26 protein-coding genes and 2 pseudogenes are annotated in these 23809 nt (G+C 59.2%); 21 read left to right on the top strand and 7 right to left on the bottom strand.

Features of this window, described 5'->3' with window-relative positions:
* The first annotated feature begins 2 nt into the window (after window positions 1–2).
* The 18 genes from Cth01_RS10630 (at window position 3) to Cth01_RS10545 (ending at window position 13939) form a co-directional block, all read left to right on the top strand.
* Window positions 3–347 (top strand): head-tail connector protein, encoded by a 345-nt coding sequence (locus tag Cth01_RS10630; protein ID WP_045839183.1) that lies wholly within the window; start codon window positions 3–5, stop codon window positions 345–347.
* Window positions 344–670: a phage head closure protein gene (locus tag Cth01_RS10625; protein WP_045839182.1), complete on the top strand. Its 327-nt coding sequence runs from the start codon at window positions 344–346 to the stop codon at window positions 668–670. The genes Cth01_RS10630 and Cth01_RS10625 overlap by 4 nt, the downstream gene beginning before the upstream one ends.
* On the top strand, window positions 663–1211 hold the full coding sequence (locus tag Cth01_RS10620) for an HK97 gp10 family phage protein (RefSeq protein ID WP_045839181.1): 549 nt from the start codon (window positions 663–665) through the stop codon (window positions 1209–1211). The genes Cth01_RS10625 and Cth01_RS10620 overlap by 8 nt, the downstream gene beginning before the upstream one ends.
* On the top strand, window positions 1211–1552 hold the full coding sequence (gp17, locus tag Cth01_RS10615) for a tail completion protein gp17 (RefSeq protein WP_045839180.1): 342 nt from the start codon (window positions 1211–1213) through the stop codon (window positions 1550–1552). Before Cth01_RS10620 ends, gp17 begins: the two co-directional genes overlap by 1 nt.
* A gap of 40 nt (window positions 1553–1592) precedes the next feature.
* Window positions 1593–2060 carry a hypothetical protein gene (locus Cth01_RS10610; protein WP_052703300.1) on the top strand — a complete coding sequence of 156 codons (468 nt, stop codon included), beginning with the start codon at window positions 1593–1595 and terminating at the stop codon, window positions 2058–2060.
* Between the two features lie 99 nt (window positions 2061–2159).
* Window positions 2160–2813, top strand: a complete 654-nt coding sequence (locus Cth01_RS10605) for a phage tail tube protein (protein ID WP_045839179.1) — start codon at window positions 2160–2162, stop codon at window positions 2811–2813.
* Window positions 2814–2815: 2 nt separating this feature from the next.
* Window positions 2816–3211 (top strand): phage tail assembly chaperone, encoded by a 396-nt coding sequence (locus Cth01_RS10600; protein WP_045839178.1) that lies wholly within the window; start codon window positions 2816–2818, stop codon window positions 3209–3211.
* Window positions 3212–3219: 8 nt separating this feature from the next.
* Window positions 3220–3531 carry a DUF1799 domain-containing protein gene (locus tag Cth01_RS10595; RefSeq protein WP_045839177.1) on the top strand — a complete coding sequence of 104 codons (312 nt, stop codon included), beginning with the start codon at window positions 3220–3222 and terminating at the stop codon, window positions 3529–3531.
* Window positions 3528–6479, top strand: coding sequence for a phage tail tape measure protein (locus tag Cth01_RS10590; RefSeq protein WP_082085650.1), 2952 nt, complete (start codon window positions 3528–3530; stop codon window positions 6477–6479). The genes Cth01_RS10595 and Cth01_RS10590 overlap by 4 nt, the downstream gene beginning before the upstream one ends.
* Window positions 6480–6494: 15 nt before the next feature.
* Window positions 6495–7106, top strand: a complete 612-nt coding sequence (locus Cth01_RS10585) for a DUF2460 domain-containing protein (RefSeq protein WP_052703298.1) — start codon at window positions 6495–6497, stop codon at window positions 7104–7106.
* Window positions 7103–7981: a phage/gene transfer agent baseplate hub protein gene (locus Cth01_RS10580; RefSeq protein WP_052703296.1), complete on the top strand. Its 879-nt coding sequence runs from the start codon at window positions 7103–7105 to the stop codon at window positions 7979–7981. The genes Cth01_RS10585 and Cth01_RS10580 overlap by 4 nt, the downstream gene beginning before the upstream one ends.
* Window positions 7978–8400 (top strand): DUF1287 domain-containing protein, encoded by a 423-nt coding sequence (locus tag Cth01_RS10575; protein ID WP_045839176.1) that lies wholly within the window; start codon window positions 7978–7980, stop codon window positions 8398–8400. Before Cth01_RS10580 ends, Cth01_RS10575 begins: the two co-directional genes overlap by 4 nt.
* A complete protein-coding gene (locus Cth01_RS10570; protein ID WP_045839175.1) occupies window positions 8400–11093 on the top strand; it encodes a phage tail protein in 2694 nt (897 codons plus the stop codon). The genes Cth01_RS10575 and Cth01_RS10570 overlap by 1 nt, the downstream gene beginning before the upstream one ends.
* Window positions 11090–11845 (top strand): hypothetical protein, encoded by a 756-nt coding sequence (locus Cth01_RS10565; RefSeq protein ID WP_052703294.1) that lies wholly within the window; start codon window positions 11090–11092, stop codon window positions 11843–11845. The genes Cth01_RS10570 and Cth01_RS10565 overlap by 4 nt, the downstream gene beginning before the upstream one ends.
* Window positions 11846–11868: 23 nt before the next feature.
* Complete coding sequence (locus tag Cth01_RS10560) at window positions 11869–12564, top strand: LamG-like jellyroll fold domain-containing protein (RefSeq protein ID WP_169749763.1); 696 nt, start codon at window positions 11869–11871, stop codon at window positions 12562–12564.
* A gap of 51 nt (window positions 12565–12615) precedes the next feature.
* Complete coding sequence (locus tag Cth01_RS10555; protein ID WP_045839173.1) at window positions 12616–12828, top strand: hypothetical protein; 213 nt, start codon at window positions 12616–12618, stop codon at window positions 12826–12828.
* A 2-nt stretch (window positions 12829–12830) separates the two neighbouring features.
* Entirely contained in the window at window positions 12831–13448 is a 618-nt protein-coding gene (locus Cth01_RS10550; RefSeq protein ID WP_045839204.1) for a glycoside hydrolase family protein, read from the top strand.
* A complete protein-coding gene (locus Cth01_RS10545; RefSeq protein ID WP_045839172.1) occupies window positions 13445–13939 on the top strand; it encodes a hypothetical protein in 495 nt (164 codons plus the stop codon). Before Cth01_RS10550 ends, Cth01_RS10545 begins: the two co-directional genes overlap by 4 nt.
* Before the next feature lie 56 nt (window positions 13940–13995).
* On the opposite strand, the gene Cth01_RS10540 is transcribed toward Cth01_RS10545, so the two are convergent.
* The 3 genes from Cth01_RS10540 to Cth01_RS10530 all read right to left on the bottom strand — a co-directional run bounded on the left by Cth01_RS10540 (window position 13996) and on the right by Cth01_RS10530 (window position 15758).
* Entirely contained in the window at window positions 13996–14250 is a 255-nt protein-coding gene (locus tag Cth01_RS10540) for a hypothetical protein (RefSeq protein WP_045839171.1), read from the bottom strand.
* A 33-nt stretch (window positions 14251–14283) separates the two neighbouring features.
* Window positions 14284–15177, bottom strand: coding sequence for a response regulator transcription factor (locus tag Cth01_RS10535; protein ID WP_045839170.1), 894 nt, complete (start codon window positions 15175–15177; stop codon window positions 14284–14286).
* A gap of 359 nt (window positions 15178–15536) precedes the next feature.
* A complete protein-coding gene (locus Cth01_RS10530) occupies window positions 15537–15758 on the bottom strand; it encodes a hypothetical protein (RefSeq protein WP_045839169.1) in 222 nt (73 codons plus the stop codon).
* 94 nt (window positions 15759–15852) lie between these two features.
* Here Cth01_RS10530 and Cth01_RS10525 point away from each other — a divergent pair, with 94 nt between their 5' ends.
* Both Cth01_RS10525 and Cth01_RS10520 read left to right on the top strand, forming a co-directional pair.
* Entirely contained in the window at window positions 15853–16467 is a 615-nt protein-coding gene (locus Cth01_RS10525; protein WP_045839168.1) for a hypothetical protein, read from the top strand.
* On the top strand, window positions 16467–17132 hold the full coding sequence (locus tag Cth01_RS10520; protein WP_045839167.1) for an SOS response-associated peptidase: 666 nt from the start codon (window positions 16467–16469) through the stop codon (window positions 17130–17132). The genes Cth01_RS10525 and Cth01_RS10520 overlap by 1 nt, the downstream gene beginning before the upstream one ends.
* A 170-nt stretch (window positions 17133–17302) precedes the next feature.
* Here Cth01_RS10520 and Cth01_RS10515 read toward each other — a convergent pair whose 3' ends face one another.
* Entirely contained in the window at window positions 17303–18967 is a 1665-nt protein-coding gene (locus Cth01_RS10515; protein WP_045839203.1) for a sensor domain-containing diguanylate cyclase, read from the bottom strand.
* 1772 nt (window positions 18968–20739) lie between these two features.
* Here Cth01_RS10515 and Cth01_RS10510 point away from each other — a divergent pair.
* Window positions 20740–21042, top strand: coding sequence for a hypothetical protein (locus tag Cth01_RS10510; protein WP_034357033.1), 303 nt, complete (start codon window positions 20740–20742; stop codon window positions 21040–21042).
* A 245-nt stretch (window positions 21043–21287) separates the two neighbouring features.
* On the opposite strand, the gene Cth01_RS10505 is transcribed toward Cth01_RS10510, so the two are convergent.
* The 3 genes and pseudogenes from Cth01_RS10505 to Cth01_RS24175 all read right to left on the bottom strand — a co-directional run.
* Window positions 21288–22481 carry a GGDEF domain-containing protein gene (locus Cth01_RS10505; protein ID WP_045839202.1) on the bottom strand — a complete coding sequence of 398 codons (1194 nt, stop codon included), beginning with the start codon at window positions 22479–22481 and terminating at the stop codon, window positions 21288–21290.
* Between the two features lie 583 nt (window positions 22482–23064).
* Window positions 23065–23348, bottom strand: a pseudogene (rdgC, locus tag Cth01_RS10500) (recombination-associated protein RdgC); the annotation flags it as partial.
* A 273-nt stretch (window positions 23349–23621) separates the two neighbouring features.
* Window positions 23622–23809 (bottom strand): annotated as a pseudogene (locus Cth01_RS24175) (hypothetical protein); the annotation flags it as partial.

Below are 23809 nucleotides of genomic sequence, written 5' to 3'. Positions count from 1 at the left end.
CTATGCCCATCTTGACCACCGAGCAGGCCATCAAGCACTGCCGTGCTGATCCGGATGCAGACGCGGTCATGGTCGAGCTCTATCTGGGTGCGGCCATCGACGCCGCGCAGGACTACTTGGGCCGCAAGGTGTATGCCGACCAGGCGGAGCTTGATGCGGCAGTCACTGCGGGCACAGCAGGCGAGGAGCCCATGGTGGCCTCATTTGCCATCAGGGCCGCCATGTTGCTGATCTGTGCCCACCTCTTCGCAAACCGTGAGGATGTGGTGGTAGGCGCGCAGTCATTCTCCATAACAAACGGATCGCGCGACCTGCTGCGACCTCATCGCCGGAGCCAAGGTCTATGAATACGTTACGTGCTGGATCTCTGCGCGACCACATCACCATCCAGCGCCGTCTACCTGGTGGTAGGCTTGGGCAGCCTTCCAATAGCTGGGAGGCGGTGGCCAGCACCTGGGCGAACATTCGTTATGCATCCGGCAGCGAGACCATCCGCTCCGGACAAATAGCGAGCAAGGCCCAGGTGAGCATTCGCATTCGTTGGCGTACTGGTATCACCGCCGAGATGCGCGTTCTGTCACGGGGCGTTGAGTACGCTATCAAGGCCGTGCTGCCAGATCATCAGCGCCGCGAGTATGTTGATCTGGTCTGTGAGGTGACCAATGGCTAGGGGAGCAAACTCCCTGATTGCCGCAGTTGATCTTTCAGGCCTCGAATCGCTCTTTGATGATCTGGGAGATGCTGCCGAAGAGGCGGCGCGGCCGGCGGCACAGGCAGCCGCCCAGGTGTTCTACGACACAGCCAAGATCAACGTCGCCAGGATCAAGAAGCTCTCGGGGAACCTGGACAAGGCTATCTATCAGGCCTTCTCGCCTGAGAACAGCGGGCAGGGATTTGCCGAGTATCACATCAGCTGGAACGCCAAGACCGCGCCGCACGGCCATCTGCTGGAGAACGGCTTTTGGCAGCGCTACCAGGTGGTGATGACCCGAAAGGGCTGGGTGACACTGGCACGGCCGGAGAGCGCCGGCAAGAAGAAGCCGCGGCGAAGAGCCAGTCAGGCCGAGAAGGATGCGTACTACCTACCCCGTCCTGGTGGGCCGGTCTACATCCCGGGCAAGGCATTCATGCGCGGCTCGCTGCGCGCGGAGCCGGCTGCTGTGCTGGCCTCGGCTGATATGCTTTGGCAGGCATTGGAAAGGGTGAAGTGATGGACGAAGCTCTACACGCAGCCATTGCGGCTGTAATTCCGAGCTGCTACGGCACTGTGGCCCCGGCCAACGCGCAAACGCCTTATGTGATCTGGCAGCGCTTTGGTGGCGATACCAGCGAATACCTGGACAACGAGGATTCTCAGGTGGACGCCGCCGATGTGCAGATCCGGATTTTCAGCCAAGATATTCTGGAGCCGAAGCGGCTGATGCCGCAACTGGTGAGTGCGCTCCGTCAGCACCCAGAACTGACCATTCGGCCAGTCGGAAACTTCCGCGATGACTTCGACCACGATATGAATCTGTTTTCAGCCGATCAGGATCTGCTCGTTTCCTATTGAGGCACTTTTGATAGCATTCTCTCAACTACAGGAGAGGGATATGCGTCTGGTATTCATGGTTCTAGGCTTGGTTGCACTTGCTGGTTGTGGCGTCGAAATGGATGCCAAGAATGCAGCGAAGAAATTGCTTAACGATCCCGGGAGCGCAGAGTTTTCGGATATGCGTAAAGGGTCCGAGCCGGATAACGTCTGCGGCTACCTCAATGCAAAAAATCGCATGGGCGGCTATGTAGGGAAGACTCCGTTCTTCTATGAAGGCGCAACTCAGACGGTTGCCATCGTGGCGCCTGTTGAAGATGGCGACTTCAGGTCTATATGGCTTGGCATTCGTTTGAACGATTTCGCGAATGACCTTCAGAAGACCCGTCAAAAGTGCGAAGTTGTAGCTAAATGGCCAGCCGTTTGCGGATCTGCCTACCCGGGCCCAAAGCATGACTTATGTGATGTGATTTTGGACGGTGGTGCCAGTGGCATTTACACGGCATTGCGTGACAAGTACGACCGATAGATTCCGCCGCCATTTGTGCGGCTTTCATCTGCCCATAAGGGCTCCACACCCGCCACGGGAAACCTGGCGGGTTTTTCTTTGCCTGAAAGGGGCACAACCATGCGCAAAGTTCCTCTGCCCGATGGGGCAAAACTCTATCTGTACACCGCAGCGCTGACGGCCTTGGCCGTCGGCGAAATGTCCAATGCCGCGCACGCGGTGGTGACGGTGGCCAACACCTTGACGGCCAACGCTGTGGTGGTAATCACCAGCGAGGATTACCCCGAGCTGGAAGGGCGCATCGCCCGCGCCAAAGCTGTGACGGCCGATAGCGTCACACTGGACGGCGTGGATACCCTTGACCTCGTCAAATTCCCGCCCGGCGGCACTGTAGCGCTGATCCCCCTGGCTGCTGATGACTGGCAGCGTTTGCCTTATGTCCCGACCTTTGGTCTGACCGGTGGTGACGTCAAGACCGGCACCAGCTCTTACCTCGACGTTCCTGATGACCAGGAATTCAGCACGGGGCGGAATGCGCGCCGCCTGGAATACACCATCAGCTGGAAGCAGGATGGCGAGGCGCGTGCGGCACTGCAGGCATCCGATGGCCTGGAGTCTGTGCACCGTTTGCAGTTCAAGGACGGCTCTACAAGCTACTACGTGGGCGAGCTGGCCTACGACGATGTGCCCAGCACTGAAAAGGGTAACGAGCAGACCACCAAGTCCACGGTGCTGCTGCGCGGCGCGCCTACCAACCTGGCCAAGGCAGCTTGATCATGAGCGAGCAGATTGCACGCCAGATCGTGCTGGGCCAGAGGCCCAAGGGCATCGTCTACTCCCTCAGGATCACCATGCTGGACGGGACTGAGGGGCTGTTGCCCGTGACGTTCCGCTACCGCGACCGCGTGGAGTTTGGCGAGTTCCTGGACAGCGTCTACGGGGCTCAGGCGCCAGCCTTCGATGGCACGGTTGCCAATGCTTCCAAGCAGTTGCAGCGTGGGGCTGTGCAGATCAACGGCCAATATGTCTTGAGCTGCCTGGAGGACTGGGGACTTGACGTTCCCTTGACTCTCGACAACTGCATTCAACTGGCGCGTGAGATCCCTGCCGCCGTGCAAGCGGTGATGGAGACCTATCGACAGATCTGCATCGAGGGCCGCCTGGGAAACTGATTGCGGCAGTGCGCGCCCGGTACACGCAGCTCCCGGATGCCCAGTACCTCAAGGACTGGGGGCTGCCCGTTAGCCAGTACGCCGACATGTTCAGCGTCGAGGTATGGCCAGAAAACTGGACCGCCTGGTGCCTGTTCGAGGCCCTGCAGACGCAGTGGCGCGTTGGCGCAGGCGGGGTTGTGGGGCTGGACTACAGCGTTTTGGCCGACGAACTCCGCGCGCGCGAAATCCCCCATGAAGACCACGACCGGCTCCGCGCCGAGGTTCGGATCATGGAGGGTGCCGCACTTCAAGAAATCTATGCCGAGACTGAAAAATGAGCGATACCGACCGCCGTAAAGTCCAGATTGAGGCCTCGCTGGATGCCACGGGCGTGCGCGAAGGGGCGGATGACGCTCTCAAAGCCGTCAAGGGCATGGCCAATGGAATGGAGAGTGAGGGCCAGCGCGGGGCGAGGGGCATGAAGCTGCCGGAGGAGCAGTCGAAGCAGACCGCTGCGGCAATGTCTCGTGCTGAAAAAAGCATGGTCGGCAGCATCCAGCGCGCCACTGCCGCCATGCAGTCTGGGGGCAAAGCTGGAGCCGACTACTACGACATGCTGGCCAAGCAGCGCGGCATCTCGGGTGACGTACTTAAGCCCTATATCGAGCAACTGCGTCAGGCGGAGGCTGCGCAGAAGGCTCTGCGGCAATCCGGTGGGATCAGCGAAGGGCAGCGCAATGCGGCACTGCGCGGCGTTCCCGCCCAGCTGCAGGACGTGGTTGTTTCGCTGGCCGGCGGTCAAAATGCCATGACAGTGTTCTTGCAGCAGGGATCGCAGCTGCTCACCACGTTCGGCACTGCTGCTGAAATGATCAAAGGCCTGGGTGGGTACGTCCTTGGCCTGGTCAACCCTCTGACGGTCCTTGGAACTGCTGCGGGCCTGCTTGCTGTTGCGTTCTACCAAGGAAGCCAGGAGGCCCGTGAATATTCCAAAGCGCTGATTCTGTCGGGCAACGCTGCCGGCACCACGGCAGGGCAGCTGGCCCTCATGGCCGAAAGTCTGGGCTCCAAGAAGGGCCTCACCCAGTCCGGCGCGGCCGAGGCGCTGACGCAGATTGCTGCGACCGGCAATGTGGCGACCGAGACCATTTCCAAGGCTGCCGAGGCGGCTTTGCGCTTTGACCAGGTGGGCGTGCCCATCAAAAACACGGTCAAGGACTTTGAGGAGCTGGGTAAGTCTCCCGTTGAGGCTTCTTTGAAGCTGACTGAGCAGCACCGCTATCTCACTGCCGAGATCTTCAGCCAGATCAAGGCACTTCAAGATCAGGGGCGCGAAGCCGAGGCCGCCAAGCTGGCTCAGGAAGCCTATGCAGACTCCATCATCGGCCGCACGACCCAGCTGCAGGAGCATGTGGGTTTGCTGGAAAGGGCCTGGAGAGGTTTGGCTAATGGGGCCAAAGCTGCCTGGGACGCCATGGCTGGTATTGGCCGTGGAACGACTGTCGAAGAGCAGCTGCAGCGGCAAGTCCAGGTTGTCGCGACTTTGCAGCAAAAGCATGATGACTATGTCGCGCGCTACGGCAGCGGCCGAAACAACAGCGAGGCACTACTCGGTGCAGCCCAGGCGCGCATGATCGAGCTGCAGGGTGAGGTCAATGACGCTACGACGAAAGCCATGGCTGAAGGTCATGCGCAGCAGGTTCAGAAGGCCGGAATCAAAGCCATTGAGGCCGTGAGCAAAGCCAATGAGCGCGCGCTTACCAAGCAGGAGCAGAAGGTAAAGGCGCTTGAGGAATATGGAAGCAACATCGCCAAGATCAGAGCAGCCAATCCCAACGATGCGCTGCTCGATCCTAAGCTCATTGCCAAAACGAAGGCCAGCATTGAGGAGCAGTTCAAGGAGAAAGGCGGCGGCAAGGGTGGCAGCACGGCACCGGCCTCTCTCCGCCTCGACCTCTCCGAGATTCAGAATGCTGCCCGCGAAGAAGTCCGCATCATTGACGGCAAACAAAAGGATCTGGAGCGCCTGCGCCAGTCTGGGCTAGTTGATGACCAGGGCTACTACAGCCAGAGGCGTTCCCTGATCGAAGAGTCCAGCAAGGTCGAGGAAGCCGCCCTGCAGGAGCAGATCACGCGCCTGCAGCAAGAGAAGGTCAAGGGCGCTGATGCCCTGGCCGTCAAGAAGCAAATTGCAGATACCGAGTCCAAGCTGGCCGCCAAGCGCCTGGAAACTGGCGAAAAGCTCAAGGCCCTGACCTTTGAGGAAACCTTGGCCACTGATCGCCAGCGCATGGCCCTGGAGGCCTTGGCAGCGTCACACCAGCGGTTCATGGAGCAGATGCAGATCCAGCAGCAGCGCACGGTCAGTTCGGCCTGGATGGGCAGCAAGGACCGCCAGCGTGCCGAGAGTCTTTGGGGAATCGAGGACTCCTACCTGGCCGAGCGCCGGCAGCTGGAAGACCGTCGCATGTTCACGGTCAATCTGTCCGTGGAGCAACGCCAGCAGATTGACCAGAGGCTTGCCTACCTGGAAATTGAGAAGACCGAGCGGGTTCGGGTTGCCAAGGCCACCTATGCAGAGCTGGACCAACTGCAATCCCAATGGGAGCTGGGTGCAGGTTTTGCCATGCAGAACTATGTGGACCAGGCCGCGAACGTGGCGCAGCAGTCGGCCGATGCATTTGCCAATGCCTTCAGAGGCATGGAGGATGCGCTGGTCAAGTTCGTGACTACGGGCAAGCTGTCGTTCACGGATCTGGCCAACAACATCGTGGCCGACATCACCCGCATCATCATCAAGCAGCAGCTCAGCAATGCGCTGGGCGTGGCCGGTAATGGTGGGAGTGGTGGCAGCGGTCTGATGGGGTTGTTGGGCCAGGGCCTGGGCCTGCTGACGGGGGCGCCTTCTGTCGGCAATGCTGGCTGGGGTGACTACAGTGCAGAGGGATTGGCGGCAGCGTTTGGCGCGGTCCCCAATGCGCTTGGCGGTGTCTACGACAGTCACAGTCTGAGTGCTTACCGCAACCAGATCCACGACACGCCTCAGTTCTTTGCATTCGCCAAGGGGGCAGGGGTGTTTGGGGAGGCCGGGCCCGAGGCAATCATGCCGCTGACCAGAGCGCCTGACGGCAATCTGGGTGTAAGGGCGCTGTCGAGTGCAAGCAGTGGCCCGACAAATATCAACATCACCGTGCAAATGCCGCAAGGCGGAAGCCGGGAGACCGCACTGCAGTTCGGCCGGACGGTGGGGCGGCAGATCGCCATTGCTCAGGCCAGAAACGGCTAGAGAAACGGAAACGCCATGGCATTTTTTGAAGAGCTGTTCCCCCCGCGCATCAGCCGGGAAGCAGAGGGCGGGCCGCGCTTTATCAATAGCAAGGCCTACTCTGCATCGGGGCAGCGCATCACCAACCGTGAGGCGAAGTACCCGCTGCATGAGTACACCATCGCGCACCCGCCGCGCAAGCAAGAAGACTTTGAGGCCCTACGGGCCTTTTTTTATGTCGTGGGCGGCGATGCCGATGCTTTCCGTTTCAAGGACTGGAGCGACTTTCAGGCCACCGATGCCAACACCACTCTGACCTCTGTCGAGGATGTGGCCAACACCTGGCAGCTATGCCGCACCTATGTCTTTGGCAGCCGCATGTTTGTGCGTCCCATCTACAAGCCCGCCAAAGGCTGCAAGGTGCAGCGCATGCGCGCCGGTGTGCCCAGCATGCTGGCAGTGGTGCCGGACACGACCACAGGGCGGGTGGTCATTGCCGACCACATGGCTGGTGACAGCTATCGCTGGATGGGCACTTTTCATGTGCCGGTCGCCTTCAAAGACCCGTCCGCCGTCTGGAAGGTGCTGGGCGGCACCAAGTTGATCACCGAGTGGTCTGGGATCGAGCTGGAGGAGATTCGGGTATGAAGCAGATCCCTGCAGCCCTGCAGGCCCACTATGACAGCGGCGGCACCAGCGTGGCCCATGCCATCGTGATTGAGCGCACGGATGGCCAGCTCTACGGCTTCACCAGCCATGACCTGGCGTTCGTCCTCGATGTCACGCCCTGGGGGCTGGGTAGCGCCGCCCTGGTGTTTGATGCCAGGCAGGGCCTGTCGGCCAGCAACTTGGTCAGTACTTCGGGCTTTGCCGTAGACAACCTGGAGCTGACCACGCTGGATGATGGCTCGCTATTCCAGCGGGATGAGGTAGTGGCCGGGGTCTGGCGCAATGCGAGCTTCAGGATCTTTCGCTATCGCTGGGATGTGGCCTCGCCCACGATTGCCAACGATGTGGAGACGCTCACCCGGGGCTGGTTTGGCGAGGTGACGCTGAACGCGGCCACGATTAAGGTGGAGCTGCGCGGCCTCAAGCAGCTGCTGCAGCAAAGCGTGGGGGAGGTGTCGACCAAGACCTGCCGCAACCGCTTGGGCGACGCCCGCTGCCGGGTGGACTTGGCGCCATGGACGCATGCCGGCGAGATCACTGCCGTGACCGACAAGCGCAGCTTCACGGCCGCAGGCTTGGCACAGGCCGCCGATTACTTTGGCGAAGGTGTGCTGACCTTCTCCACTGGCGCCAATGCCGGCCTGTCGCAGAAGGTGCGCAGCCACGCCGCCGGCGGCGCCCTGACGCTGGTGCTGCCCATGGTGATGGCCGTGGCGGTCGGTGACCAGTTCTCCATCGTGGCCGGCTGCCGCAAGCGTTTGCTGGATGACTGTCGCGACAAGTTCGGCAATGTTCTTAACTTCCGGGGCGAGCCACATCGGCCCACCACGGACGACCTGGTCAAGACGCCATGAAGCAGATCGTAGACATTGCCCGCCGCTGGGTGGACACGCCGTTTCACCATCAGGCCCGGCTCGAAGGCGTGGGCGTGGACTGCGTGGGCCTGGTGATCAGCGTGGCCCGCGAGATCGGCGCCGTGCCGGCGGACTGGGATGTGGGCGGTTATGGCCGGGTGCCTGATGGCAAGCAGCTGGTGCGCCACCTGAGCGAGCGCTTGGTGCCCGTGGACCAGGATGACATGGCGCCTGGCGATGTGGTGCTGGTGGCCTTTGATAGTCATCCCCAGCATGTCGGCATCGTGGGCGACTACCTGCACGGCGGCCTGTCCATCATTCACGCCAGTGGCGCCCATGGGCGGGTGCTGGAGACTCGTTTGCTGTTCACCAGGGCCATGCGCTTTGTGGCGGCCTATCGCTTTCCGGAGATTGACTGATGGCACAGCTTGCAATTGCGGCCGTTGGCGCACTGGCTCTGGGCCCGGTGGGCCTGGGTCTGACCACGGCAGGCACTGGCTTCATGCTGGGCAGCCTGGCGTATTCGCTGATGGCGCCAGGCCAGAAGTCCTATGGCGCCAGGCTGGGCGATCTCAAGGTCACCGGCACGGAGTACGGCTCTGTGATCCCGTGGGTGACAGGCGTGCCCCGGATCTCGGGCCAGATCATCTGGGCCAGCGACCGCCGGGAGACGGCTACCGAGCAGGAGCAGGGCAAGGGCGGGGGAGCTACGTCTACCACCTATACCTATGACGTCGACCTGCTGATTCTGCTCAGCGAGAACGAGATCTCGGGCATTAAGCGCATCTGGAGCAATGGCGAGCTGGTGTTTGATGGCGCCGTGGCGCAAGAGGGTCTATGGGCGGATCTGCGGGTGTACACCGGGGCGGCAGACCAGCTTCCTGATCCGACCTATGAGGCCGCTGTGGGCCTGGGCAATGCACCGGCCTATCGGGGCATGGGCACGGTGTTGATTCAGGGGCTGCAGCTGGGCAATAGCGGCAACATCCCCAATCTGACCTTCGAGCTGGCCAGCGGTGCCTATGTGCGCCAGAGTGTCCTGCTGCACGACTTCGACGGGTTCTATGACCAGGGGCAGGGGGCGTTTTGCAGCACACCGCCGCATCTCTACTACCCTCTGAATGTGACGCCGGTTCACACCGCGATCCCGTCGCCCATTCCGGGCACGACGATGACCATCACCAAGACCCAGCGCGTGCAGCCGGGCAGCACACTGGACTTTGTGCTGTACCACGACGATACCTGCAGGTTATTCATCAATGGGCAGCAGGTGGTGACATCGCCAGTGTCCTATTACGTCTCGACTGCCACCTTTACGCCCCTGGTGGATTCGATTTTCATTGAGTACGAGGTTAAAGAGACGCTGGAGATCATCGAGAACAATCAGCGCTTTCTGGCCTTTCGCATCACTCAGCATCAGTATGTGTACCAGGGGCTGGACGGTGAGCCTGTGCCTTTGCAGGATGTCCTGGCAACCCAGCTGCTGCGCTGCGGCTACAGCGCTGCAGACTTTGATGTGTCTGGCGTTGAGGCCTCCAAGCTCGTGCGAGCCCTGGCAGTTGCGCAAATCAGCACGACGCGCTCGGTGCTGGAGCCGCTGCAGCAGGCGTATTTTCTTGAGGTCAGCGCCGATGACCAGATCCGCCTGCGCGAGCGGGCCCTGGATGCAGTGGCAACGATTTCCTTTGCCGATCTGGGCATGGGCACCAGCAGCGGCGGCGACGATGAGCCGCTGTCCTTGACACTGGGCAACGATGTCGAGCTGCCGGCCCAGCTGGCCCTGAGCTACCCGAATATGTCGGGCGACTACCAGACGGCGACCGAGTTCTCTGACAGGCTGCTGTCCGGCCAGCAAAGCACCGAGACGGTCCAGCTGGCCCTGGGCCTGCAGCCCGAAGAAGCCAAGGCCATCGTGGACGGCATGCTCATGGACCGGGTAGCGGGGCTGGCCACGGCCACGCTGAAGCTGCCGCTCAAGTACGCCTACCTGGAGCCGGGCGATGTGATCAATGCGCTTAACCATGACGGGCGCAGCTACCGCCTGCTGGTGCAGTCCAAGACGGACGCTATGCCCATCATTGAGCTGCAGTGTAGGCTGGACGATGTGGGTGCCATCCAGAGCGAGGCGGTCACGGATACCGGCTATGTGAATACCGAGACCGTGATTCAGCCAGCCGCCACCCTGTTCGAGCCGCTGGACATTGCGATCCTGCGCGATGCCGACGACGCACCTGGATATTACGTGGCGGTAGCCCCCCAGCGGGCCGCCGCAACCGACAAGTGGCCTGGCACCGTGGTGGCACAGGCCTGGGATGCAGTGAACTACACGCAGCTGCTCAAGACCACGGCGCAGTGTGTGATGGGCACGGCCACCTCGGTGCTGCCTGCCTGGCAGGGCGGGGTGGTGTTTGATGAAGCCAGCACGGTCACGGTGCAGGTCTCGGGCGAGCTGGCCTCCAGTACCCGCGAGGCCATGCTGCTCGATGAGTCCATCAATGCCTTGCTGCTGGGCAGCGAGATCCTGCGCTTCCGCTCGGCGGCCTTGCTGTCGCCTGGCGCCTATCTGCTCAGCGGCCTGCTGCGCGGGCAGCGCGGCACGGAGTGGGCCATGGCCAGCCATGCGGCCGGCGAGCGCTGCGTGCTGCTGGGCAATGGGCTGCGCCGCATCGCGTCTCAGACCAACGAGATCGGGTTGCAGCGTCAGATTAAGGCGGTGACGCTGGGCGCTTTCCTGTCCTCGGGCACGGCCAAGGACTTCACGGACACCGGCGTGGCCCTCAAGCCTTTCAGCCCCGCCAATCCTCGGGCCCTGCCTGACGGCCATGACCTGGTCGTGAGCTGGCAGCGGCGCACGAGGCGCAGCTACCAGTACGCGGGGCCTGCGCCCGTGGTGCCCTTGGGTGAGGTGATCGAAGCCTACCGCGTGCGCGTCTTTGCCGGCAGCACGCTGCTGCGCTCGGATGTGGTCAACGAAAGCACCTACCGCTACACCGCCGACATGCAGGCCGTTGATGGCCTGGCCAGCGGAGCTGCCCTGCAATTTGAAATTTGTCAGATCTCTGCCACGGCAGGGCCTGGCTATCCGTCAACCGTAGGAGCCAAAGCGCCATGAGCGTATTGCAGCAATGGGAACCAGCGCAGGCTGACCCTCAAGTCATCGTCAACGAAAACTTCGAAGCGCTGGAGCATATGGCCGTCTACGGCAAGGATGCCACCAGCACGGCAGGGCTCACCTGGGGCTATCTGGGCGGGCGCTGGGCTGGTCATGCAGTGGTGGCCGGCACGGTGGCCTTGGCCGCCAGCTCCACCCAATATGTGGTCGTGGCCCGTGCCACGGGCGTGCTGTCCGTGTCCGGCAGCTCGACCAACTGGAACAACACCGCTGCCTATGCCCGTGTCTACAAACTGACCACGGGTCCGGCTACGGTGACCGCTGTCGAGGATTGGCGCGCGGGCGGCTACGGGGTGCACGGTCAGGGTGAATCGTCGGGCGGCGGTGGCAGCACCATCACGGCCATCCCGATTGCCTGCTCCGATGAAGCCACGCCCTTGACCGCCGGCACTGCCAAGGTGACGTTTCGCATACCGTTTGCCATGAACCTGAGCGAGGTGCGGGCCAGCCTCACCACCGCCCAAGCTAGCGGATCCATCCTCACAGTGGACATCAACGCCGGTGGTGCCTCGATCCTGTCCACCAAGCTGACCATCGACAACACGGAGAAGACCAGCACCACGGCCGCTGCTGCGGCAGTCATCAGCAGTGCAGCACTGGCTGATGACGCAGAGATCACCATCGACATCGACCAGGTGGGCGACGGCACGGCGGCGGGCCTGAAGGTCTACCTGATCGGGGTGCCCGCATGATCAGCCGCATCAAGCAAAGAGGAATGCTCCTGAACCCCTTCCGGTTTGGAGCGAGCGCCGGCGGCGACCCGCATTGGGACAAGGTGGCCCTGCTGTGTCCCTTCACGGATGACCTGCTTGACTACAGCCCAACACCCAAGGTGGTGACGGCCTACGGAGACGCGCACATCAGCACGGCCCAGGCCAAGTACGGCGCCGGCTCGCTGTATATGGATGGCAGCGGGGACTATGTGTCTGTCGCTCATGACCTCCAGCTGAACATGACGGGCACTGACTTCACGTTTGAAGGCCTGCTGTATTGGCCTTCGGGTGCCTCCGAAGGGCAGATCTTCAACAAAGACGGTGTCAGCGGCGCCTCCTACCCGCAGTACGAGCTGCAGATCTCCGGCGGCGTGATGCGCGTATTCATTGGTAACGGGGCGGGCGTGTCTCCGTCAGGCGTGTCTGTCGTTGCCTCCGTCAGCGCGCCCAGGGATCGCTGGTTCGAGTGGGCCATTGAGAAGTACGCCGGAAACATTCACCTGTATCAGGAAGGTGCTCATGTGGGGAGCACCAGCATTGCGTGGATGTATGACGGCGGCAAACCCTTGCTGATTGGTGTGCAGGCCCCAGGGGTGAGCTTTTTTAACGGCTATGCGCAGCACCTGCGCCTCACGCGCGCGGCGCGCTACCTGGGGCATGCCTATGCGCCGGCCTCTGGACCGTTTCCTATTGGTTGAGATTGATTCGACATGCCCGCTCAGGCGGGTTTTTTATTGCCTGGGAGGGCTATGAGCAACGAAAGCAAGGTTCAAGCATTGATTGAAACCGCAAAGGCGGCACCGGCGGTTGCCGGGGCAGCTGCATCCACTCTGACGCTCAATGAGTGGGTGGCCATTGCAACAGGCGTGTACATCGCCATTCAGGCGGCATACCTGCTGCGCAAATGGTGGCGAGAGGAGCGAGGGCAGGGCGGCTGGCTTGGAGAAGAGGAAGGGACATGAACATCAGTAAAACAAGGGTCGCAGCAGCGGCCCTTTCTCTTTCTGCGGCTGCTGGGGCGGCATGGATGGCATCGGAAGGGGATGGCCCCACGAGCGTCAGCCAGTCAGGCGAGGTCCTGCTGCACCCTTATGTACCCACGCAGGGCGATGTGCCCACCATAGGCCACGGCTCTACGCGCTATGAAGATGGCCGGCGCGTCACCCTGGCAGATCCTCCAATCACCCGCCAGCGGGCGGTTGAGTTGGCACTGGGCGAACTTGACCGCACCTATGCGCAATGCGTGCGCAACAGTCTCGGCCAGACGCTGGTAAATCAAACCGAGTTCGACAAGGCTGCGGACTTCGCGGGGCAGTATGGCTGCGGCGCCTGGCGCGGCTCCAGCATGCTGGCCAAGACCAAGGCGGGTGACTATGCCGGCGCCTGCCGCGCCTACCTGGGCTACAAGTTCATGACCAGCGGGCGCCGCGAGGGCCCGGGCTGGGTGGTCTATCAGTGGGATAAGGCGGGCAAGCCAACGCGCTGGCGCTTTGACTGCAGTACGCCGGGCAACAAGGTCTGCCGTGGTGTATGGACGCGTCAGCAGGCGCGTTACAGCGCCTGCATGGAGTCACAGCAATGACCGGCGCGTCTCGCATCTGGCCGTGGCTGGCCTTGGCCTTTGCTCTGCTGCTGGCCGTGCAGACGCAGCGGCTGGCCAAGGTCGAGACTTCACATGCAAAAGCGGCGGAGTCGCATGCCCAGCAAGCACAAGCCGCTACCGAAAAGAAAGCACATGCCGTGGGGAATCACGGTGCTGCCCAGCAGGAAAACACCCATGACTACACGCAAGAAATGGCCCGCCTTGAGGCTGGGCGCGCTGCTGATGCTGTCCGCATTGCAGGCCTGCAGCACGACATCAGGAGCACGGCCACCCGCAACGCCCAGCTTGCCGGTGACGCCGCTGCCTGCCGAGGTCTCGCAGATCAGCACCAGCGACTCGCAGCCCTTGCTGCAGAGGGCTCGGGCCTGGTTGGAGAGCTTGGCGGCCTGGTCCAAAAGCGAGACGCTCAGGTGAGCCTGTTGCGCGGACAGGTCAAGGCCGACCGAACACTGCTCGAGCAACTGAACTGAAAAGCGCCCCGATACCTTGATTGGTGTCGGGGCGCTTTTTGGCGTTTGGCGCTCGATCAGTAGCCTTCAACCAAAGGCATTTCAGTCCCATCAACCGCAATCATCACGCCCGTGGTGTTGGGGTCGATTTCAATTGGGACGCCCCACATTTCATTGGGCTTAGCGAAGGCGTTGACGATGTTGAACTGCCGCAACTCTTCCGGCGTCATCTTGATCAGCTTGGGGTAGGCGTTGTTGTGGGCCTTCCAGTGCCGGAGGAACGTGTGGCAAACGCGCTTGTGGACTGTGTGGATCGGTGATTCATCGGTCATGGCGCGATTGTCTCAGGGCACTAAGCTGGTTAATTATCTGAGGGACGTAATGTGGTCGTTGACGCTGTTGATTGGGGGCTCGCTCCTCTGGGAAGCTATAGCCGCCTCGGACTGCCCACCGAAGCGCCGAAAAGCGGATGGAGTACAGCCAGCGTAGGATCGAAAAGCGGTAGAGAAATTGGCTGCGCTGGAGAAGCCCAGGGCTATGGCAATTTCTTCTATTGGCATGTCAGAGCTCGCCAGCATACGCTTGGCTTCCTGAAGGCGGGCGTCTCGGATGAACTTGTAAACAGTATTTCCAGTGTAAGTCTGAAACACCCGCGTCAATCGCTTTTCATGCGTGCCTAACTGAGCGGCCAGCTCAGGCAGAGAAGGGACATTGGATAGATCAGACAACACCAGCTTCTGTGCCGCTCGCAGCAGCGTGGAGTCGTGGTTAGCACTCGGCACTATGGAAAGTGCTTTTGACGGAGGAGTAGGCGACGCAGGCACCATAGCGCCAGCATCCTGGTGTGCCAATTTCCATTGCCTTGCCAAGGCTAGGTGGATCTCAATGCGCGCCGTAACTTCGTCGACATAAAACGGCTTGGTGATGTAGTCTACTGCTCCCGTCTGTAATCCCATCAGGCGCTCTTGTGAAGAGACACAGCAAGACAAAAAAATCACCGGAATGTTCGCTGTGGCTGGATCAGCTTTCAACAATCTACAGGTCTCGAATCCATCGACTGTTCCCATCTTCACATCCAACAGGATCAAAGCAAACTGCTGGGTGGTGGCGCGGCGATAGCCTTGCATACCATCCAAGGCAACAGAAAGTCGATGGCCTTTGCCTCTAAGTGCTTCCAGCAGAACTTTCAGCTCAGCGACGTCGTCGTCGATGATGAGGATATGTTCACCAGAATGAGCAGCAGGCGACCAGTAAGACACAGCAAAATTCCGTACTTAGAGGGTGATATGGAGAAGTTACAAATTCTGATACATATCAAATTTGACTGACCGGGCTCTGTGCACCAAACAAGATAAAAATGACTTTTGTTTACAGATCTTGAGTGGCTCTTCCGCGATCAAGCTGCACGCTCAAAAAGGTGCAGCGGAACGCGCCACACTTGCCGGGCCTGGTCCGAAGTACACAAGCTCGTCCTTTACGGTGACCACGAGCACCCATCCGGGGTGGACTGCTTCTGTGATGTAGTCGCTGGCGCTGCCTGGCAGGATGCGCGCAGTGGGATATCCGTATCGACCCGGTGTGTGCAGTAGGGTGGGGTGCCAGTCCTCACCGATCATCATCATTCCGGCTTGCGCACTACACCCGGCATTGTGTTTTGGCGCGTGCGCTCCCAGTATTCCTCCAGCGTGTCGGTCACCTCGACGACTCTGAGCGTTCCTTGAACCGGGGTGGCATTTGGGAACTCCTTTTTGATCGACTCTTCGGTGCAGAGGTGCCTGGTGGTGTGCCACTTGCCAAGATGGTCTTGATAGCGCCAGTTGTAGTGATGCTCGGTGTGCATAGAGCCTCCTGTTGATACTGTTTATTTATACAGTAAATTTGAAAGCAGAGCTGATCTGGAGTCCAATGGAGGGCCAGGTTAAAGGAGGTCCCCCATGACCGATTCCGAAGACGATTTCGATGATGACGACGATGTTGGGGAGTTCGGGGATGTGGAGCGGGAGCTCTACACCTCATTGATCCCGCAGCCCAAATCCAATGTGGCAGTGCTGAACGCTTTGGCTGCTCAGGTGGGCCTCATTGGCCAGGGTGAGTGGATCACCGAGGAAATGCGCACGTTTGCGGGCGCGATCATTGAGCGCTGTGCTCGAAATGCGTACAAGGCTGTGGAAGTGGCAGAAGTTCCGCAGGATTACATAGAGCGGGAGATGCTGCCTGAGCCCCTGGAGGAGATCAGGAAGGAAGACAGCTACACCTTCTCAAAGTCCAAAGTCGCGCTGCTGAATGGACTTGCAGCGGATGCGGGCCTCATTGAGCAAGGGGCTTGGATCACAGAAGAGATGCGTCGTTTTGCCGGCGCGGTCATCAAGCGCTGTGCTTGGCATGCGAGACTTGCCCTGTTGGTTGATGAATCCCCGAGCGAATGTGTCCTGCGCGACATGAAGCTGGAGTCTCTGGAGGAGGCGCGACAGGTCATGGCCGAGTATTGGCGCGAGCTTGACGAGGAGCTTCAGTACGCTGGCGGCGGCAACATCAACGATGGCGACTGATGTGCAACCGCTATAACACCCCCACAGAGATCGAGATTGAGCGTCACTTTCGCATTGGCCGGGAATCTCCAGGCTGGTGGAAGGATGAGCGCATCGACATCTTTCCCCGGGCGGCTGGCCCATTTCTGCGCCGCGCTGTCGATGACCCAGGCTACAGCATCGAGGGCGTGGCGGGCCAGTGGGGCCTGATCCCCTGGTTTGCGAAAGAGCGCACGCTGAAATACAGCACCAACAATGCGCGCTCGGAGGAGCTGGCAGACAAGCCAAGCTACAAGGCGCCCTGGGCGCGCGGCCAGCGCTGCATCATTCCCGCCTGGAGCTTTGATGAGCCGAACTGGGAGACGGGCAAAAACGTATGGTGGAGATTTCGCCGGGCCGATGGCGCGCCGTGGGCGCTGGCCGGGTTGTGGAATCGCTGGAATGATCCCAAGTCTGGCGAGCTCGTGGAGAGCTACACCATGCTGACCATCAATGCCGACTCACATCCTCTGATGAGTCGCATGCACAAGCCTGACCCCAAGCTGCCGGCAGACCAGCAGGACAAGCGCAGCATGATCCCGATTGAGATGCAGGATATTGATCAGTGGCTGGCGGGCACGGTGCGGGAGGCGGCGCAGCTGCTTAGATTGGCGCCTGTGGAGATGTTTGAGACGCATCCTGCCTAGCTGCAGATTACTGCTCGACCCTGCTATCGGCCATTAGCGGACAGCCCTAGGGCACCTCTGAACGACTGCTGCAAATTATCTGTAGCAGCTCAAGTCAAAGAAGCCAATGACGGCCAATATCCAAGAAACTCTTTCGAGCGCATTGGGCCGACATTCTGCGTTCATTGGAGCTAGGTTGGGAGCGGCATCCGTGTCCCGTGCTCTGGCAGTTTCCATGTTTTGCAGGCTGCCTCACCTTTTGCAGACTCCCTTCGCGACGTCCGCCTTGCCTGTTTGTCCGCATACATACGCAGATCAGCCTCCTTGAGCACGGTTTGTGTCGAGCTGTTGGATGGATCGACAATCACAATGCCGAAGCTAGCACCAGGATAGCTGAGGCTGCATTGCGGAAATTCGTACTGCCCGATCAGCAGCGGAGCCAGGCGGTTGCGCATAGCCTCCAGGGCCTTGTCCTGATCTGCGCCACTTGGCGGGGCAATCAGTCCAATGACGACGAACTCATCACCACCTAATCGTCCCAGCATGTCACTCTTACGCAAGCCGGTGCTCATGCGTCGACCGACTTCTACAAGGAATTGGTCGCCGACCTCATGACCATAGGTGTCGTTGATCGCTTTGAAGCCATCCAGATCGATGAAGGCCACCATTATCCATTGCTGCATTTGCTTCGCCTGAGCGAACAACTGGTCCAGTTGACGCAGTACGTTGCGTCGGTTTGGTAGATTGGTTAGTGCATCGTGATTGGCCGCGTACCACTCGTCCTGCCGTCGCTCCACCATCAGTCCAATCGCATGACCGCTAAGCAGAATGAAAAGTAGACCCACCGACGCTACCAGCCCAGCGAAGCCGATGTGCTGCCTACGCATGAGTGGCAAGTGCTCCAAATTCGCCAGTGTGATCAGTTGATATTGGGTATTGGAGAGCGGTTCATGCCGTAGCAGGTAGGACTTGCCGTCGATGATCCACTGATCTGTGTTGGAGACTGCGCGCGCATTCAGAGGCTCACCCGGACTTTCACCACTTTCCGAGGCGGTAGTCCTTCCTTCTGCAACTGCGAAACTTGGCGGTAGAAGCGCTTGAGCGTTGCGGAGCATAAATGGCTCGGAGGACGCTGTGGTCACGCGACCCTGGCGATCCAGGATAAGCGCAATGTGGCTCCCTGATAAGTAGGGAACAATATCTGGGGCGTCGAACTTGACGGTGACTGAACCTAGAGGCTTATCGTCTTCGCTCTCGATACGGCTAGCCACGAAATAGGATGGTGTCTTGTTCAGGCGCGCTATACCGAACGAATGGCCATTGCCGTCACGCAATGCATCGATTAGATAGGGACGGCCAGAGTAGATCATGCCCACGATGCTGTCAGGCTCGTTCCAGTTGCTGGCCGTTACCGTGTCGTCCGACAAATTGTTCATGTAGATGCGGGCATAGCGCAGGTCGCTGGACAGCTCGTTCATGAAGTCCCCAACTTTGCGCACCAACGGGTCTTGGGTGAATTGCGCGGCGCGCTGTTGGCGGTTGAGCAGGATGAGGCCTGGCGGATCCGTGCGATAGCGGGTGGCGAGCTGTATCACGAGTCCCTGGCGTGCCACCATGTTGGCCACACTCACCATTTCGGTGAAAAGCCGATCCATGACGCGTGCGGTTGTTTTGGCTTCGTACTCAGCGCTGTGAGCCAAACGGTCCAACTCCGAGGCCACAATTCTCTGTGACATCCACCACCCGAGACTGGCCACCAAGGCCAGCCAGGCGAGCGCCCCCGCCAGTGTCACCATCCGCACGGTGGATCGCATGGACTGTCTGTGCTGAGCTTGCTGAGGTAATGCCTTGCTCATGTACTCTCTCCAGGCCGTTATGAGCAAATGGTAACAAGTACGCCTAAAGCGAAAAGTCAGGAAAAGTCATCAGGCCAGCTGAGGACAGCCGCTTAGGTGCCTGTCTGGCGCATTCTTTCCACATCCTATTCACACTCGCCAAGAGCCTGCAAAGTTGCACCTGGACGCTCTCCAGAAAGCGGTGATTAGTGCTGGAGACAGAAGTAGCAGGCTTGGCGGCTTGTGGCGACCTACTGTTGTTTACTGCATGAATAGGCGTTCGGAGTTGGTATAGCGGGTTGGTGTGCTTGGTAAGTGTTTGATTTATATGATAAGTGTAAACCTTTACACGGAGTAGGTCGGCGGTTCGAGACCGTCAGGACCCACCACTAAAAACTAAAGAAATCAAGGGCTTAGAGCGATCTAAGCCCTTTTTCTTTGCCCTCTCTACCAACCCAAATAGCCGCCACAAGCCGCCTCTACCAACCGAAAATCGTTGCTTACCAAGCTGCCTGAGCCTGGCGTGGCGCCTGGCAGGAGAGCTCATGGCCGCTTGAGAAAAGCCCGCGGCGGCGGGCCGGGGTTACATCTTTTCGGGCTTCTTACGCTCTCGCTCTCATACCTGCTTTTCAAGTGTCTCCGGAGCTTTCTAGATTGGTGTCTCGCTCATCGGACAAGCATAAATAAGGTGAAATCAGAGCGAATACTGATGAGTGTCTCAGGGTGTGAGTTTTGCAAAATTGGCTCCATTTCGCGTAACTGGTCGGCCTAGCATGCTCATATGTTCGATGACAGGAGGCCAATCATGAAATCTCTATCTGCTATTGCGTTGCTGGTGGCCGCTGGCGCGCTGAGCGCCTGCGATGACAAAGCACCAAAGCCTGAACTGGAAACGCGGCCGCCGGCAATGGAGGGAATACAGCGACCACAGCCAGATCCTGGAGCAGCAGTGCCGAGGCCTGAGCCATCTCCTGCGAATCCTAATCCGCGGCCTTAAAGACTGGGACTTGGATAGGACTGCTAGAAAGTCTGCTCATTTGGTTGTTTGTGCGGGCTCGCTTCGTTGTTGTTCCCGGTCACGATCAGCCAGAGGGTTGACGCTGTTGCCGACCGTTCGCTCCCGGGCCGTTTTTGCGGAAGGCTAGTCTGCAGCCTGGTGATCGATGATGTAGCTCGGCGGGAAGTCCTGGGCGCTATAGCGCTCACGCATGCATGAGCATACGCAGCATTATGTCCACGGTTACCTAGCGTTTGCCGGTGAGCCGGATACGTTCAGCAGGTCTACGGCTACCCGCCTGTAGCTTCGCGCGGCACATCTTCCGAATGTCCGCGCGATAGTGGTGAGTCTTTAGGGGCGGTGTTGGCATCGTGCGCGCCGACTGCGTCAGGTCATGGTTGATCCCCGTGTCAATGGAGCGGCCGCTGGCCTGCTCAATGCCTGTACTGGCATCACAGGCACCGGTCAACAGGTCAATTCATCAGCTTGGCAGGCAGTGCCCGCACGAATTGAGGTGTAAGCATTGGCTCCAGAAAACGAGCCTGCTTGGTGGCTGGCTGCTCAGCTTGAGAAGCTGGAGATTGCTGGTGCTGAAGATTCCAATCCAGCGGTTTTGCTCATTGGGCTCATGGTGTTGGGTAGCGCCCACTTGTTGTGGGCTGGGCAGATGCGGTACCTTATGGATTAGGGCAACAGCGAGGGAATGGCTGATTTGATGGGTGTGTTCCGAGAGGACCGGAATATCAACCAGTTTGGCAGGACTCTTCACGCGACGGTCCCTAGCTAGGAGGTCGCCATGGAAACGATCGAACAGATGGCTGAAAGACACATCCGCGAGTCTGAAGCGGACTTGGTTCATATCGATGTGTTGATGAAGCGTGCACAGAAAATGAGTGCGAACGCTGCCGATCAAGTGGAAGCGGAGAGGCTTTTGGATCAAGCCATGAGGCAGCGCGCTAAGTTAGATCTGCATCTCGCGGCCCTAAAGAGCAAGCAAGAGTCCGATTACGAGAGGCTGGCCGAGGAGGGCAAGCGCTTTAAGGAGACGCTTGAAAAAATACGGTCGAATATTGAGGTGATGCTGGCTTCCTGGCTTTGACCGCCAAGCGGTTGCGAAGATGGGCGACCTCCGAGCGCTCCTGTGTGGAGCAGCAGCAGTCGGCAAAAAAGGTCTGTTGTGGGGCACATCCTCCTGTACCTGTAGATCGCCCTGCCAGTCGATGGCTGGGCACTAAATGGTCATGTTCTTGAGCATTGCTCGAACGCCAAAAGCCCGCTCAGTGGCAGGCTGGGAAAGCTCCCGCTACAGGGTTTTCACAAAGCGCTGCGGCAGGTCTCTTGCAACTATGGGTCGAGGCTAGGATGAGTGCTCTCGAGAGAGATATCTGGATAACTCACTCCCGATACATGCACTTGATCACGTCCGGCATTTTTTGCCTGATAAAGAAGCTGATCGGCTTCTCTCAAGGCATGGTCCAGCTGGGATGGATCGGTGATCGATGAAATCCCAAAGCTCATGGTCAATTTTGTGCCGGAGAGAAGAGTGTCTCTATTCGAGCTGAGGTCTCGTCGGATGCGTTGAGCAATTTCTTCTGCATCTCGCAGTGCGATGTCGGTCAACAGAATCACAAACTCTTCGCCACCGAACCGTGCGACGAGGTCGCGCTCTCGTACATGGTTTTGCAGAGTCGTGGAGACAAGCTGCAGCACCTTATCGCCACATTCGTGGCCCCAGGTATCGTTGATTCGTTTGAAGTGGTCTATATCACAGGCCAGCACTGCCATGGGATAGAGTCTCATATCGGTTAAAAGCTTCAAGGCATATTCATGGAAGGATCTGCGATTCAATATCTGGGTCAAAGTATCAAGGTCACGTTCTTTCTGTAGTTTGCCAACAGTTTCCTTTGCGGCAATGGCGGTCATGACCACGGTAAAGAGTATCGCGAAGTTCAATATGCTCACCAGTGTCAAGAGCCAATACGGCGATCTTGGAAATGACTGCGGATCCGGGTATCCCAGCAGCGAAATAATCATGGGTCGAGTAAGGGTGTAGGCTGTGAAAATGATGCTCAGCCAGAGCAGTGACTTGTCGAGCCAGTCAAATGAGCTCTTCCTTGAATAGACCTGGAGGATAGGTAGCAGTAAAACAAGGCCTGAACCAACACTGAAGGAGTTCACTCGAGCCCAGACGTTGGGGTTGATCCGGCTAAAGTAATACAACGCAGCTAAAGTGATACTGGCAATCAGTAGCGCTACAAGTGGCTGGGCCGATACACGCCATCTCTCTGCCCAACTTTTCGCAAGGCACCAAGCGCTCAGCAGGTAGAAACTGCCAATCAGGAGTGCGTAGCGAGTGAGCTCCTCCAGGGGCATCAAGGTTTGAGCTGCAAGAGGCAGTGCAGTGAGTGAATAGGCGCAAGCTTGCCAAAGCAGAAAGCGCTGAGATCGTTGGGCGAGCCAGGCCACGACCAATATGACTGCCAGAACAAAGATCGCCAGAGGTGGCGTCAGAACCAAGAGGTCGTTATTCGCGAACATATGACCAGAGCCTCCTCGATCGAAGAGCGGTAGCGCCTGTTCCTGAGCGAAAAGCGACAATCTACTTTCACCGTACATGTGCTTCGCTATTGGCGTCACAATTTATTACAGCGTGTGTCCTCCCTCATCTATGTCAGCCTGCTTCTTGTTTGGAGTGGTAAATCAGTCAAAAATTGTCAATGCCAAGACTTTCTGCCATGAATGAAAATCGTTCCAGGTTATTGATTCGCATTCATCGCTAGCATGTAACTTCCGTGCGATTTTTGAAGCTTATGCAGTGACCTTTTTAATCTCCTGAGTCTGAATAGCCAGCCTGCCTTTATGGCCAGCTTCTTGTATTGCTGGGCGGCCTTTTGAAGGGTGTACGGCTTGCTGTGCACTGCAGTGCGAAGCCATGAGGCTAGGGCTCCGGTGGCTTGTCGTCTGCCTTCTGTGTCATCTGGCAAAGCCGTTTATGGGCTTGCCTTGCCTCATCCAGCTTCTCGGGCTGGATGCCACCTGCCAGCCTTTGTGATCCGCCTTGGATGCCAGGCGACGCGGGCGCTAGAGCTCCGCTCCTTGGGCGCGCATGTCAGCCACTGGCGAAGATCATGGGCAGCAGATCCAGCTTAGGCTCATCCTTGAGATCGCGGAGCTCTTTCTTGCCAGGTTTGCGGCGGTTGGCCTTCTCGTTGACTTTGCGGTTGAGCCGCTGGCCGGCAGCACTTTGGTCTCGGTCATGAAGCGCATGGCCCATTGCTCAGCCTGCGGCGCGTTCGTGGGGCGCGCCGCACTCTTCGAACATTGTCTTTGCAGGGCATCCTCCTGCACCTGCAGATTGTTTTGCCAGCTCTTGGCAATGCGGTAAATGATCATGCTCTTGAGCACCTTGGTTCCAGAAAAGCGAAACCCGCTGAGCAGCGGGTCGTGTTGTCGATGGGGTGGGGGTAGGGGGGCCGCGTGCTGTTGGAATAGATCAGCAGGCCATGGCGCGGCTTGGCAGCTCAAACACGCGGAAGCGGCTAATGCCCGGTGTGTGCCGCAACTCTTTACCGTCATAGCTGTCCCAGGGCTGGATGTAGCGCTCGGCAGGCGCTCCAGATGACAGGGCTGGCCAGCCGAGCACTGTGAAATCGCGGCTTGCTTCACTGGGGATTCTGGTCATTGGTTCACTTTCAGGCATTGAACGGTCTTTTCATCCAGCCGCTCGGTGTGCATGCCGGGGCACGCGAATTCATCGCTCAGCGTCTTGATGGGGAGGGTTGGCTCATCTGCTTGTGCGGGCAAGTTGCTGATATTTTGAAGGTATAAACCCTTGCGCAGAGTGGCTCGGCGGTTCGAGACACTCA

Source organism: Comamonas thiooxydans (genome assembly GCF_000964545.1).
GTDB lineage: Bacteria > Pseudomonadota > Gammaproteobacteria > Burkholderiales > Burkholderiaceae_C > Comamonas > Comamonas thiooxydans.
The sequence above is the reverse complement of the archived record's forward strand: the minus strand, read 5'-3'. Positions and strand labels throughout refer to the sequence as shown.

Bases quoted from the DNA above. Each gene is read 5' to 3' on its own strand.
- Cth01_RS10630 (WP_045839183.1), top strand. From the start codon at position 3: ATGCCCATCTTGACCACCGAGCAGGCCATCAAGCACTGCCGTGCTGAT.
- Cth01_RS10625 (WP_045839182.1), top strand. From the start codon at position 344: ATGAATACGTTACGTGCTGGATCTCTGCGCGACCACATCACCATCCAG.
- Cth01_RS10620 (WP_045839181.1), top strand. From the start codon at position 663: ATGGCTAGGGGAGCAAACTCCCTGATTGCCGCAGTTGATCTTTCAGGC.
- gp17 (WP_045839180.1), top strand. From the start codon at position 1,211: ATGGACGAAGCTCTACACGCAGCCATTGCGGCTGTAATTCCGAGCTGC.
- Cth01_RS10610 (WP_052703300.1), top strand. From the start codon at position 1,593: ATGCGTCTGGTATTCATGGTTCTAGGCTTGGTTGCACTTGCTGGTTGT.
- Cth01_RS10605 (WP_045839179.1), top strand. From the start codon at position 2,160: ATGCGCAAAGTTCCTCTGCCCGATGGGGCAAAACTCTATCTGTACACC.
- Cth01_RS10600 (WP_045839178.1), top strand. From the start codon at position 2,816: ATGAGCGAGCAGATTGCACGCCAGATCGTGCTGGGCCAGAGGCCCAAG.
- Cth01_RS10590 (WP_082085650.1), top strand. From the start codon at position 3,528: ATGAGCGATACCGACCGCCGTAAAGTCCAGATTGAGGCCTCGCTGGAT.
- Cth01_RS10585 (WP_052703298.1), top strand. From the start codon at position 6,495: ATGGCATTTTTTGAAGAGCTGTTCCCCCCGCGCATCAGCCGGGAAGCA.
- Cth01_RS10580 (WP_052703296.1), top strand. From the start codon at position 7,103: ATGAAGCAGATCCCTGCAGCCCTGCAGGCCCACTATGACAGCGGCGGC.
- Cth01_RS10575 (WP_045839176.1), top strand. From the start codon at position 7,978: ATGAAGCAGATCGTAGACATTGCCCGCCGCTGGGTGGACACGCCGTTT.
- Cth01_RS10570 (WP_045839175.1), top strand. From the start codon at position 8,400: ATGGCACAGCTTGCAATTGCGGCCGTTGGCGCACTGGCTCTGGGCCCG.
- Cth01_RS10565 (WP_052703294.1), top strand. From the start codon at position 11,090: ATGAGCGTATTGCAGCAATGGGAACCAGCGCAGGCTGACCCTCAAGTC.
- Cth01_RS10560 (WP_169749763.1), top strand. From the start codon at position 11,869: ATGCTCCTGAACCCCTTCCGGTTTGGAGCGAGCGCCGGCGGCGACCCG.
- Cth01_RS10555 (WP_045839173.1), top strand. From the start codon at position 12,616: ATGAGCAACGAAAGCAAGGTTCAAGCATTGATTGAAACCGCAAAGGCG.
- Cth01_RS10545 (WP_045839172.1), top strand. From the start codon at position 13,445: ATGACCGGCGCGTCTCGCATCTGGCCGTGGCTGGCCTTGGCCTTTGCT.
- Cth01_RS10540 (WP_045839171.1), bottom strand. From the start codon at position 14,250: ATGACCGATGAATCACCGATCCACACAGTCCACAAGCGCGTTTGCCAC.
- Cth01_RS10530 (WP_045839169.1), bottom strand. From the start codon at position 15,758: ATGCACACCGAGCATCACTACAACTGGCGCTATCAAGACCATCTTGGC.
- Cth01_RS10525 (WP_045839168.1), top strand. From the start codon at position 15,853: ATGACCGATTCCGAAGACGATTTCGATGATGACGACGATGTTGGGGAG.
- Cth01_RS10520 (WP_045839167.1), top strand. From the start codon at position 16,467: ATGTGCAACCGCTATAACACCCCCACAGAGATCGAGATTGAGCGTCAC.
- Cth01_RS10515 (WP_045839203.1), bottom strand. From the start codon at position 18,967: ATGAGCAAGGCATTACCTCAGCAAGCTCAGCACAGACAGTCCATGCGA.
- Cth01_RS10510 (WP_034357033.1), top strand. From the start codon at position 20,740: ATGGAAACGATCGAACAGATGGCTGAAAGACACATCCGCGAGTCTGAA.
- Cth01_RS10505 (WP_045839202.1), bottom strand. From the start codon at position 22,481: ATGTTCGCGAATAACGACCTCTTGGTTCTGACGCCACCTCTGGCGATC.